The organism is Legionella sp. 39-23 (assembly GCF_001897665.1).
GTDB classification, from domain to species: Bacteria; Pseudomonadota; Gammaproteobacteria; order Legionellales; family Legionellaceae; genus Legionella; species Legionella steelei.
Map to the genome: position 1 here is coordinate 214,410 of NZ_MKTO01000018.1, position 11,469 is coordinate 225,878.

Here is an 11,469-nt window from a genome sequence, read left to right on the forward strand (position 1 = left end):
TGAAGGTATTGCGTGATACATGTAAGTTATGAACTGAGTGAAAGATGGAGCATTTTCACTGTCCAGACTTTTAAGTCGCTATTCAAGAATGAGAGCGTGATTGGCATAGTTAAACGCTTTAAAATTATTACAGACTGCTATAGAAACATTTGATTGCTGGAGTTTATAATCTTACGCTTGAAAGAGGTTATACAAGAGGATACGGTTGTGCCTCCAAATAAAATTCGCGATAATAAATAATTCATACTCAATTAATTGGCACCCGATGCTGAACATTCTAAACGATATTGATTTAACCCCCTTAAATACATTGCACTTAAAATCAGCGGCGTCTCATTATGTTGTCTTAAATCAAGTCGAACAATTAGATGAACTGAGAGAAATTATTTCTAAATTCTCCAGGTTTTTTATCTTGGGAGGTGGGAGTAATTTAATTATACCCATCCAATATCAAGGCTTAGTTATTCATAATGAGTTACGTGGCATTACAATTACTAAAGTGGGACAAGAACAAATTGTTACGGCAATGGCAGGTGAGAACTGGGATGCTTTTGTAGCTTATTGTAACACTCATGGTGCTTTTGGGTTGGAAAATTTAAGCTTAATTCCAGGCACAGTGGGGGCAGCGCCAATTCAAAATATTGGAGCGTACGGAGTCGAGGTTAAAGATTTTATCAAAGAGGTTCTGGTATATGATATTCAAACTGCAAAACTGATCAGTTTGAGCAATAGCGAATGTCAATTTAGTTATCGAAACAGTTTTTTAAAAAATAATTCGCGTTTTATAGTTATTAGCGTCAGTTTTACTTTATTAACAGAGCCTAATCTTAATGCTAATTATGGTGATGTTGCACAAAGGCTTTCATCTATAACTAATCCAACACCGTATGACTTACGTAATATAATCATTAGGATTCGTCAAAGTAAATTACCCGACCCCGACGTGCTAGGTAATGCAGGTAGTTTTTTTCATAATCCTATCATACCAAAGAAAATGGCGCAGAAATTAAGTATTCAATACCCTAATTTACCGACGTTCCCCACGCATGATCCCGAGAAAATTAAAGTATCAGCAGGGTGGCTGATTGATAGTTTGGGCCTAAAGGGATTACGACAAGGCAACGTTGGCATTTACCAGGAGCATGCATTGGTTATGGTAAATTATGGCGGTGCTTGTCAAGCAGAATTATTGGAGTTTGCCGATTGGATTCAATCGCAAATTAATGAGTATTATGACGTAGAACTTAACATTGAACCCATTATTTTAGATTGAACTTATCTAAGTTCGCAACCAAAATACTGATTTTGCTCGTGTGTTTGGACTTCACAGCAAAGCCTGCAGCCTGGGTCAACTATACTCACCGACATACCTAGCTTTATTTTTGTACTAGCATAAGTTCAGCTCCAAGGTCCATCAAGGATATGAAAAATGCGTATTTTCAGTATAGATCTTAATCTTATCTTAATAAATGCTCTTTACAATTCCTAGCTTTTTCTAGGGCTATATCAAATTAACCCTTATCTCATCTTGAAATAAGGTCCTGCAATTAATTTAATCCTTTAAGTCCTATAGTTAAAAGAAGTATTGAGGAATCATTATGCAAAATAAGTTTGATCAAATTACTCCATTAATAGGAGAACCAGCGGAATCTCAAGAATTTGTAGTAGGGCAGGTTGTTTCACAATTGCCTCTCTCAACTTTAGAATTGTTTAAAAAGAGATTAGATCACTGGACTCAAACAGATGTATCACCATTTGAAAAAAAATATGACTTAGGATCGTTGTTTAATCAATACTTGACCGTGGCTCATTTAAAAGCAGGTATACGTAGTCTAAAAGATCTTATTTATATACTAAGCCATGCTAAAATGTCTATTGAAAATCGTTATCTCCTACTACATAAGTTAGCTACTGTTTTCCCAAAAGACTACCCTAATACAGTCCTTGCTCCCCACTGCGATGATCAATTTATGGCATTACTGATAAAAAACAAAAATGATTTTGATGCACTTATTAACCTGATAACAGAGTATCCATTGAAGCAACGCGCCATACAATTCCAGATGTGGGCAATATCAACCTCAAGCTATCTTCAAAATCTTATGGTGGGCAATTATGAAATGGCGCCTTCAGCCCCATTTTTTATCGCGCCTAAAACCAATCCCTATCAACCTATGACTCAACCAGTTTATCTACAACCACAAAAGCAATTATCTATACAACCACTCCAGGTACAACAGCCAGTAAACCAACTTCAAGAACCTCTACAAGAAGTTAATACTGTCTTAAATACTTTTATTGATAAGGTGAAACGCGTTGATAGAAGCAAAATGAATGCACATAAACATTTTGAAAGTTTATTATTTGATAAACAACTTACAGTGAGCCAATTAAAATCAGCAATTCATAATTTAAATGATTTGCTCAGGATATTCGACGAATGCAAATTAGCGTCAGCTGCTTGCTATGCCGTAGTTAACTTTCTTATTTCTGAATTCCCTATAGCAAATAATAAAAATGCAAACCATAGGGCCCACCCCTGTGATGAGCACTTTCTGGAAAAAATAATACACAGCAAAGGCGATATAGATAAAATTTGTAGTTATATGGTTCACAATAAACGCGTACCATTTGTAAATCGATTAATTCATTGCTCTAGCCATGGTAAGAAAATATTAGCAGGTCAAGTAACCCCGCCACAAAAAAACAATACTTCTTCATTTGGCTTTTTTGCTTCAAACATTCAATCAAATGTAGTATTACCCCCTAAGCAAACTACTCAAGCTCCATGGCTAATAGGGGAAGATAATCTGAAACCTGTTGAGAGGGAATCACCAAAAGCACGCCAAAGTCCAGAAATTGCAGAGCCTAGAGCAGAAAAAAGAGCTAAAAATAACCTTGGTGAAGCTATTGAGAGAAGAAAAATTGATGATTCGGAACATCCTTTGGGTCGACTATCCATATTTTTTACTCAACAAAACAATGCACCACATCAAATAGAAGAGCCTGCAGGTGGGGAATATGAGTATTTTAGGAATGATTCAGGAAATGTGATGCCCATACTTTAGTAATACTGATTGGTATTTAACGGTTTCTTCTACAAGTTCTATACCATAGATGGGGGCTGAAGCCCAATGGAACGAAAACCTACGCTAAGGTTATTTTTCAAGTTCCGTTGGGTGTTTCAGTGATCTAAGTTGTCTATTCAGACTCGCTCTGCACGTATAAACGAATAGTGTCCAAGTACATTCACATGTTTATGGCTCAGGGGGATAGTCGTGTCTCATCCTCTTCTATCCAGGTGTAATCATGGGAATTTAATTTGATTTTCTGAACTTTCATTATTAACGCGCCAACGTGATGGTCAGGCAAATGTTTTCTACATGTCCTAAAATGAGTACATGTTAAACAAGCATTAGCATGGGGGCATTTTTGCTGTGTTAGGGGTGGGAGCAAAGCTCATTAGGGAGAGTTTGATACATAATATTTTTCTTAGCCACCTAGCATTAATTTGAATATCTGATGATTCAACTTTTCCTTGGGTATTCACGAGTTTTTCTTGATATTCAACAAAAGCAGCTTTCATAGTTTCATTATGAATATAAGCAGAACGAGCGGTCATTTCTGGTGACTCATGACCTAAATAATGTTCACCATTACTTGGGGAGCACCAGAATTAATCATTTAGGTGCTAATAGTATGTCTAAATTGATGAGAACTAAAGCGCCAAACAACGCCATTCCTATCGACAATATTTTTTCGAGAGCTTTATACCGGTCTGGAATGATTTTGACATTTTCAACAATTGTTTTTCTTGCTATTTTAATATAATCAATTGCTTACATTAATTGTTCACCATCGACAATGGAATAACCTTATTAAGGTTAATAAGGCCAAGTAATGCAAATAAGGATAAAATTTAATTTTATTATCTGCATTTAAATAAACGATAAATGCCCGTTTCGTCAAAACGTGGCTGACCGGCTCATAGGAAATTCTCATGGGGAAATTTTTAGACCAGTTTAGCAAAAAAATTGCGGCAACGGATAAGAAATATAAACGTAAACTTTACCAGACCTATCTAACCGCTACAGAGTGGCGCAATGTTGAAATGTCTGAGGAATATGCTGCTTTTCTCCAAAAAGACAAGCCATTTTATCGTTATCCCTTCTTCAAACAAATTTATGTGTTCTGGCAAGTTTTCTTTCAATCTTACTGGGCTGCGCGAAAAAAAACATGGGCATCTGGAGCTCCTATTTTCTGAATACATGCTCATGAATTTATTCATTGGTATTAATTGCACCATAGAGTTTATGGTAAAAGGGAGTATTTCTCTATTCTTATGGCCGTTCTTATCTTCAGAAAATAAAACGGAATTTCAGAGACATATTGCCGCTTTATTTCAAGATTATGCAGAGTTTATTCATCATACGCCTTTTGGTTATCAGCAAGAGAGGGGGGGCTAATTATGAGGCGCGAGAAAAGGGCTCTATTAATCAATTATATCAAGCCTGGCCCCAAACATATTGCAAACGCTTTTCCCTTTTACGCTCCATTTTTGTTAAAGATTTGTATTGTTTACACGGGAGGGTTGGGGCCTATAAAGTTTATGTGACTATCAAACTTCGGATTTTAAATGGCGCAGATAATAGACTCGATGAATAATTATTATCAAACAAATGTACTATGCTCATTATAAAACTTAGTTTGGCAAGCTCTCTTTAGAGCCTGCGGTCAAATATAGGCTACTGCATGCCATGGAGCATGAGTTCGGCTCTTGCTGCTGATTCTATACACTCGATTTCGGCGGAGCCAATTGAAGCACCTTTAAAGAAACCAATGTGAGTTAAAGCCCCCGCCGTAACCACCCCACAACCTCCGCTTAAAAAAAGCAAGTTAGTGGCAGCGGCAGAGCCTGTTGCAATACCTGTTAGCAAGGCAAAAGGGCCTGTCCATGCGCCAGCGGCGCACCCAATGGCAAAACCAATTGAAAATACTAAAAGACTGGTAAGAGCCGCTGTAACAATAGCAGCAAACGCCTCTTTAAGGGGTATGGGTTGTTCATTCAAAATTTTCTTGCATTGCTCGGAGTAAATTTTGATCAACTGCTCTTTATCTTTTCCCCCAAACCTCAGATAGGTAATTAATAAATTGGTTTGATCGCCAAGTTGAACAAATTGCTCATCCGATAAATTAAATTCTTCGGCAGCAGAAATAAAATCATCTATAGCTTTGTAGAGAAGCGACTTAGGATCTAACTTATTCCGGGCTTGTTGTAAAGGATAAGATGGACCTGGGCCAAGCGTCTTCATTCGCTTTGAAAGATTAATTAAGCTTTCGCCTTTATCTTTAGCTGAAAAGGAAATACATTCTGCAAAACCTTTTGTGTTTTCAGGGAGTTCGTTGTTTACTTCATTAAAAATTGTGAGGATACGGTGGTCATCATCAGATTTATCAAGTTTTGTGCCCACTAAAATGAGGGGCGCCTCTGGATTGCGTGCTCTAAATTGAGCAATTTTTTCTTTTGTCTCTGTTGCATTATAGTCTTCTGATAAATCAACACAAAAGAGTGCTATTCTTGCATTTGATAAAATATCAGAAATTTGTTTTCCATGTTTTTGACGAATGTTAATTTTGCTTATATCCCATTCCTTTGAATTGAAAGCACTATAAGTAGAGGTGGATTTTGAAGATAGGTCAACGGGCTTACCAGTCAGCAGTTGGCAAAGTGTAGTTTTACCTGATTTCGAACCACCAAAAACAACAACTTCAACAGCCATAATTTTAATCTCTTAAAGGGAACAAATTGGGCGATTGTAATGCATTTGGAGAGGGTGGCATAGAGGCCTAATGTAGGTGCTATGCGTTTAACTCTGATTATCTCAAGATATCTAATTGAATAAATCTTAATTGTCGCGGCTTCGATTCCCGCAGCCTCTACCATGGCAATAAAATTGAATAAAATTATCTAGTAATGTATAATTTATACACAATAATTGTATTGCCTGCAAATTATGAGTAAAAAAAGAAAGTTGTCTTATATTGTTGACGCTAGTGAGTTGAGGGTTAGATTTACCAAGTTAAAGGATTCAATTGAAGCAATAAATGATCCTGGCTCATTTATCCCAAACAGTCTACATAATTATTTGATCCAGAAAGACATATATGAAGAAACTATTGAAAATTTAAGAACTTCCAGTAAACAGGATTATTTTAAAAGTAAAAAATTGAATAATTATGCCAAGTTCAGCAGCGGTACTGAAAAATTAACCTCCATAGCTTTAAATGAATACAATTATGGGATAAGAGATTATTTTTTGGAATTACCTGAAAAAATTCAGGAACTTAAACAAATTAAACGAGAATTAAAAGCATTGATCCACGCCGCTGATAATCGTGCTCCATCTCTTTTTAAAACTGGGAATGTGAAAGGGGCTATTCGTGATGTGATAGATTTGGAAGAGGTTGGTCAATTATTATCCTTTGCTGAAGAAACACGCGATCTCATGGAAGCCAATCGCGAGCTTTTCTTATCGAGTGATAGTAAATTTTATATTTTAAATTAATTGCGAATTGTTCAAGCCTTGATTATCCGCGTGAATTAACGTTGGTTTACATTTGCGCTTATCCCGTTGCTAAATAATCTGTCCAAATTGCTCTGAGTATTCTTGATAATTTCCCACATGCAATGGGGGTAGAACTTGAATTGTGAAGAAATTGGGGAAGATTTTTGCTTGCATTATTCTAGTGTGAGTAAAATAGTTAAAAAATTATCACTATAGTTTTGAAATTCACAATTCAAGGCCTGACCCCATATACACACAAATAAATTGACAATGTATCTACTGATAGATAGAATACTTATTATGAAAATTACAACAACACAAGAAAAAATATTAACCACTGCAGAAAGTTTAATCCAAACGATGGGTTATAACGCTTTTAGTTATAAAGATATTGCGCAGGTGGTGGGTATTAAAACGTCAAGTATTCATTACTATTATCCTGCTAAAGAAGACTTGGCTGCTGCCGTAATAGACTGGCAATTGAATCGACTGTCATTGTCTTTAAATGAACTGAAATTTAATGCATCTTTATCTTTGCAACAAAAGTTATTGAACTTTGTGGATAAGGTCATTTCTTTAACTGTGCATGATGAGATGAAAATGTGCCTAGGTGGCATGCTGGCCTCAGATGTAATTTCATTAACAGAAAAGGTTAAGGTTAAAGTCCGAACTTTTTTTAATGTTATGGGCAAGTGGATAAAAGAAGTCATCAGCGAAGGAATTTCTGATAAAGAAAAACTAGACATTATTCAACTGGAGGAACTTTCTAGGTATATTTTAGTTCAACTAGAAGGAGGCTTGTTAATGTCGAGATTGTATGAGGATATTTCCTATGTTGAAACAGTGAAACACTATATTAAAAAAACTTTTTAAAATTTTTTATCTAATTAATCTATCTATCGGTAGATAGTTTTTTGGGGCTATGAAATTTAAACTACTATCTATTGGATTTACAACTTCTAACTATGCGAGTAAAACAACCATGCGAACTAGCGCGAATACCATTCATAAAGCTACTTATATCAATATGGAAAGCAAACAAGAATCCATGTCAAATTTTGCAGAATTTCTTAAAAAAGGAGCGCAACTTGTGCGACAAACCGAACCCAATACCGCACTTTGGTTTGCGTTAAAGAAAGATAATCATCTTGCTGTTTTTGATATTTTTTTTGATGAAAAAGGAAGGGAGTTGCATTTTACAGGCCAAGTTGCTAATGCCTTAAAAGAAAATGCTTCGCAATTGGTAGTAGGGGGTTGGGATCAAGGTGTGTTAGCTAATGTATGTAACTATGATGTCATTGCTGCTAATAATTTTAATTTGAATATGGTTTTGACCGCTAAAGAAGCATCTTATATTGTTTTTAAGGCAAACCCAGGTAAAAGCCATGAATTAGAACTCTTATTAAAAGGAGGTTCCCAACTTATTAATACAACAGAGCCAAAAACTTATTTTTGGGTTGCTTTAAAAACTGACAAAGATACTTACGCTATCTTTGATGCTTTCCAAGATAAAGCTGCTCAAAAAATGCATTTCTCGGGCCAGGTTGCTTCGGCGCTACAAAAAAATGCGGAACATTTGATTGCAGGAGGATGGGAAAAAGGTGTTCTAGCTCATATTCATAATTTTCAAATTATAGCTTCATCCTAATTTTGCGCACTTTGGTGCGCCTTACTTTGCCTTATTTTTGTATCGCTTCACCTTTGGTTTGAAGAAGTAGGCTTGGTATATAGCCGCGAATTCAAATGCATCTCTTGGGCTTCATTTAATTTGAGTCGACTTTATTTCCCCAAGGATGTATTCGTATTTTCTTTAAATTCATGAGAATTAATACTTTCCAAATTGGAAGAAATTTTTTTTATTAGCTTTAATAATGAAGATTCTGAAGAGTTACTATGCTCACATTTACTTTGTAACTCATATATTTTATGTTTAAAAAATATTTTCAATTCCTCTGAGTTTTTTGGAGGACTATGTCTTAAAATATCAAGAATATTTTTTGAGTCGTCCAAAATATCCTTTCTAAAAACTGAATGACCAGCTACGTAAGACCTTAGAAAATTCAGCTCTCCATTCCCTTGGGTTTTATATTGGCGTTCAAAAGCCTGATAAAACAAATCAATTTGATTTATTGTACTACAAAGTTGATTGTCGAAAGACGAACTATCTATTTCTATTCGGGTGTTATACATGATAGCGAAGCCTTATAATGTTTTTTTAAAATACTACCACATGTTACAAATATTCCAAGATTGGCTCGCAATCTGCCATATTTTTTCCTGAATCCGCCATCCCTGATTTTTCACTAAGTCTGATTATTTTGATAATCAGACTTAAAGTATAAAGTGTAGGGTGGTTACAAGTCATAAGTGCAAGCGCCTTTTTATAACATAGTGTTCATTTTCATCTTCATTTCATGGTACAGATTTCTTCCGTAAAAACTTCATTTGGTGATGCATAACCAAGGCTTCTGCGTGGTCTATTATTTAATTGGTCTGCGATAAAAGCAAGATATTCATCTGTGATGCAAGTAAAACTTGAACCTTTCTTTAGATATTGCCTGACTAGACCATTGGTATTTTCGTTCAATCCACGTTCCCATGATGAATATGGATGAGCAAAATAAAAATCTGTATTGAGTTCTTTGCTGATATTTTCATGATAAGCGAACTCGGAGCCGTTGTCTGCTGTGATAGTAAATACAGCGTCAGGAAATGCTTTTAACCCCGCTATTGTTGCTTCAGAAACTTTTGCTGCAGTTTTTGTTTCGACTTTTTTAAGAATGGTTTTTTTTGAAACACGTTCAACTATACTAACTACTGCTTGCTTCCGTTGCTTGCCAATGATGGTATCAATTTCCCAATCCCCGATCCTCTTTTTTTCATTAACGATAAAATGAAAAGATTATGCTTCTTTGCATAACCACTAATTTGGTCTGGACTCCAGTTTTGTTGAAGCTTCTCGCGAACAAAATTTTTGGCATAATCAGTAAATTTTATAAATTTATTTTTGTTTTTATGTCGCTGATTAGCGTTGCTTTGAGCATAGTCAGGTTTATATTGCCATGATCCAAGTAAAGGTAATGTTGCGTTTTAATTCACGGCTGATGGTTGATTCGTGTACTCCGATTTCTTTAGCAATGTTGCGTTGCGTATACCCTGCTTTCCAAAAAGCTAAAATCTGACATCTTTGTAAATAATTTAAATGTTTATAACCCATTTCGTACAAATTCCATTTGAAAATTAACCGATAGAATTATATCAACTGGATTGGTTAATTAATAAACAAAACTTGCACTTATAACTTGGATCTAAGTCATAACGTTGATTAAATAATTTATATTTAGCAACCATTGTGGAGCGTTAACATGAAAGTTCAGAAAGTCATTGTCAGTCCTTATGAAGAAAAGTTGGCTCGTATTAGATAATGAATACAAACCTATTAAACACATCACAGAATTCATAAAGTATTTACGTAACGTGGATAAGTCACCATGTACGATCAAAGGTTATGCGCATAGTTTAAAGTTGTATTGGGAATTTTTGGCAGCTCATGAAATCGATTGGACTGTGATTAACATCGGTATACTGGCCAAATTTGTTGGTTGGCTTAGAACCCGCGAGAACGAAATGTAACGCCCAAATTTATAAACGATGACATTATCGCTCAAGAGGATGAAAGCCTAATTTATATTCGATTAAAATTTAATTGGTCCTTTAAAGGCATCATCTATCGGTGGCAAGGATTTTAATGAAATCGCTGGGCTCATTTAGTGAACCAATCACCTATAATAGACTAATTGCTTTGCGAAAATAGAGTAAAGTGATATAGAAAAAAATTGAACCAATAAAGGCAAGCGCTGCTAATTGTGGCCATATGATATCTAAACCTGCACCACGAAATAAAACGGATTGCGCCAGTATGACAAAATGGGTGATGGGTGCGGCAAGCATAATGGTTTGTACTAACTGAGGCATATTTTCTCGGGGTGTCATGCCTCCTGAAAGCATCTCCAAAGGTAAAATAACCAAGATCAACAAAAGTCCAAACTGTGGCATTGAGCGTGCTATGGTTCCCATGAAAATACCCATAGACGTTGTTGCAAATAAATTCATTGCACTTCCTAACACAAATAAAGAGATGGAGCCTTCAATAGGGATAGCCAATAACTGATGTACCACACCAATTAGTGAAAACGTGCTGACTACTAAAACCACCAATCCCATGGCACAAATTTTACTGGTCATGATTTCAAATGGGGTAATAGGCATCACTAATAAATGTTCAATAGTGCCATGTTCGCGCTCACGAAGGAGCGCGGCACCAGTAAGCACAATAGATAACATGGTTACATTATTTATGATTTCCATAACAGCCCCAAACCAGGTTTTGCTTAAGGTCGGATTGAAGCGAACCCTCAATACCAGATCTACAGGAGGTACAGCGACTTCACGATAATGCATTAAAAACTCAGTGATTTCTCCACTAATAATAGTTTGGATATATCCTGAACCAACGAAGGCCTGACTCATACGAGTCGCATCAACATTTAATTGAATAGAGGGCTGGCGTCCAGCCAACAGATCACGCTGAAAATTAGGTGGAATATCCAGGGTGAAAGTATAAGCTCCAGAATTAAGTCCTGAGTCCATATCCGTTAAATTGATGTGTACAGGCCGAGTAAATTGAGGGGGATAAAATGAATCGGTAATTCTTTGTGATAAAGGAGATTGATCTTCATCAACTATGGCAATGGGGGTTTTATTTAGCGTCTCTGGCAGAGCTGTTGCGGCAGCGTAAATGGAAATCGTAAATGCAAAAACAATTAATACCAGCATGATGGGATCACGTAACATGCCACGCAGTTCCTTAAATGCTAAGTAGACTATATTACTTATTGCCATT

11 protein-coding genes and 1 pseudogene are annotated in these 11,469 nt (G+C 36.0%); 8 read left to right on the forward strand and 4 right to left on the reverse strand.

Features of this window, described 5'->3' with window-relative positions:
- The first annotated feature begins 265 nt into the window (after positions 1-265).
- From murB to BGO44_RS08005, 4 genes are all read left to right on the forward strand, one after another.
- Positions 266-1,273 (forward strand): UDP-N-acetylmuramate dehydrogenase, encoded by a 1,008-nt coding sequence (gene murB / locus BGO44_RS07990; RefSeq protein ID WP_273197876.1) that lies wholly within the window; start codon positions 266-268, stop codon positions 1,271-1,273.
- A 325-nt stretch (positions 1,274-1,598) separates the two neighbouring features.
- Positions 1,599-3,068, forward strand: coding sequence for a hypothetical protein (locus BGO44_RS07995; RefSeq protein ID WP_273197878.1), 1,470 nt, complete (start codon positions 1,599-1,601; stop codon positions 3,066-3,068).
- A 932-nt stretch (positions 3,069-4,000) separates the two neighbouring features.
- Positions 4,001-4,264: a hypothetical protein gene (locus tag BGO44_RS08000; RefSeq protein ID WP_273197880.1), complete on the forward strand. Its 264-nt coding sequence runs from the start codon at positions 4,001-4,003 to the stop codon at positions 4,262-4,264.
- A gap of 10 nt (positions 4,265-4,274) precedes the next feature.
- Entirely contained in the window at positions 4,275-4,466 is a 192-nt protein-coding gene (locus tag BGO44_RS08005) for a hypothetical protein (protein WP_273197882.1), read from the forward strand.
- Positions 4,467-4,745: 279 nt separating this feature from the next.
- On the opposite strand, the gene BGO44_RS08010 is transcribed toward BGO44_RS08005, so the two are convergent.
- Positions 4,746-5,780: a GTPase domain-containing protein gene (locus BGO44_RS08010; RefSeq protein ID WP_273197883.1), complete on the reverse strand. Its 1,035-nt coding sequence runs from the start codon at positions 5,778-5,780 to the stop codon at positions 4,746-4,748.
- 234 nt (positions 5,781-6,014) lie between these two features.
- On the opposite strand from BGO44_RS08010, the gene BGO44_RS08015 reads away from it, so the two are divergent.
- The 3 genes from BGO44_RS08015 (at position 6,015) to BGO44_RS08025 (ending at position 8,214) form a co-directional block, all read left to right on the forward strand.
- Positions 6,015-6,566 (forward strand): hypothetical protein, encoded by a 552-nt coding sequence (locus BGO44_RS08015; RefSeq protein ID WP_058510330.1) that lies wholly within the window; start codon positions 6,015-6,017, stop codon positions 6,564-6,566.
- 300 nt (positions 6,567-6,866) lie between these two features.
- Positions 6,867-7,439, forward strand: a complete 573-nt coding sequence (locus BGO44_RS08020) for a TetR/AcrR family transcriptional regulator (protein WP_058510331.1) — start codon at positions 6,867-6,869, stop codon at positions 7,437-7,439.
- Positions 7,440-7,488: 49 nt separating this feature from the next.
- Positions 7,489-8,214, forward strand: coding sequence for a hypothetical protein (locus BGO44_RS08025; protein WP_273197885.1), 726 nt, complete (start codon positions 7,489-7,491; stop codon positions 8,212-8,214).
- 131 nt (positions 8,215-8,345) lie between these two features.
- On the opposite strand, the gene BGO44_RS08030 is transcribed toward BGO44_RS08025, so the two are convergent.
- Positions 8,346-8,756, reverse strand: coding sequence for a hypothetical protein (locus BGO44_RS08030; RefSeq protein ID WP_273197886.1), 411 nt, complete (start codon positions 8,754-8,756; stop codon positions 8,346-8,348).
- 217 nt (positions 8,757-8,973) lie between these two features.
- Positions 8,974-9,783: pseudogene (locus BGO44_RS18660) on the reverse strand (IS30 family transposase).
- Positions 9,784-9,962: 179 nt separating this feature from the next.
- On the opposite strand from BGO44_RS18660, the gene BGO44_RS08040 reads away from it, so the two are divergent.
- Positions 9,963-10,199 (forward strand): site-specific integrase, encoded by a 237-nt coding sequence (locus tag BGO44_RS08040; protein ID WP_273197887.1) that lies wholly within the window; start codon positions 9,963-9,965, stop codon positions 10,197-10,199.
- Between the two features lie 150 nt (positions 10,200-10,349).
- On the opposite strand, the gene BGO44_RS08045 is transcribed toward BGO44_RS08040, so the two are convergent.
- Positions 10,350-11,468, reverse strand: a complete 1,119-nt coding sequence (locus BGO44_RS08045) for an ABC transporter permease (protein WP_273197888.1) — start codon at positions 11,466-11,468, stop codon at positions 10,350-10,352.
- Position 11,469 lies beyond the last annotated feature (1 nt).

Bases quoted from the DNA above. Each gene is read 5' to 3' on its own strand.
- murB (WP_273197876.1), top strand. From the start codon at position 266: ATGCTGAACATTCTAAACGATATTGATTTAACCCCCTTAAATACATTG.
- BGO44_RS07995 (WP_273197878.1), top strand. From the start codon at position 1,599: ATGCAAAATAAGTTTGATCAAATTACTCCATTAATAGGAGAACCAGCG.
- BGO44_RS08000 (WP_273197880.1), top strand. From the start codon at position 4,001: ATGGGGAAATTTTTAGACCAGTTTAGCAAAAAAATTGCGGCAACGGAT.
- BGO44_RS08005 (WP_273197882.1), top strand. From the start codon at position 4,275: ATGAATTTATTCATTGGTATTAATTGCACCATAGAGTTTATGGTAAAA.
- BGO44_RS08010 (WP_273197883.1), bottom strand. From the start codon at position 5,780: ATGGCTGTTGAAGTTGTTGTTTTTGGTGGTTCGAAATCAGGTAAAACT.
- BGO44_RS08015 (WP_058510330.1), top strand. From the start codon at position 6,015: ATGAGTAAAAAAAGAAAGTTGTCTTATATTGTTGACGCTAGTGAGTTG.
- BGO44_RS08020 (WP_058510331.1), top strand. From the start codon at position 6,867: ATGAAAATTACAACAACACAAGAAAAAATATTAACCACTGCAGAAAGT.
- BGO44_RS08025 (WP_273197885.1), top strand. From the start codon at position 7,489: ATGAAATTTAAACTACTATCTATTGGATTTACAACTTCTAACTATGCG.
- BGO44_RS08030 (WP_273197886.1), bottom strand. From the start codon at position 8,756: ATGTATAACACCCGAATAGAAATAGATAGTTCGTCTTTCGACAATCAA.
- BGO44_RS08040 (WP_273197887.1), top strand. From the start codon at position 9,963: ATGAAGAAAAGTTGGCTCGTATTAGATAATGAATACAAACCTATTAAA.
- BGO44_RS08045 (WP_273197888.1), bottom strand. From the start codon at position 11,468: ATGGCAATAAGTAATATAGTCTACTTAGCATTTAAGGAACTGCGTGGC.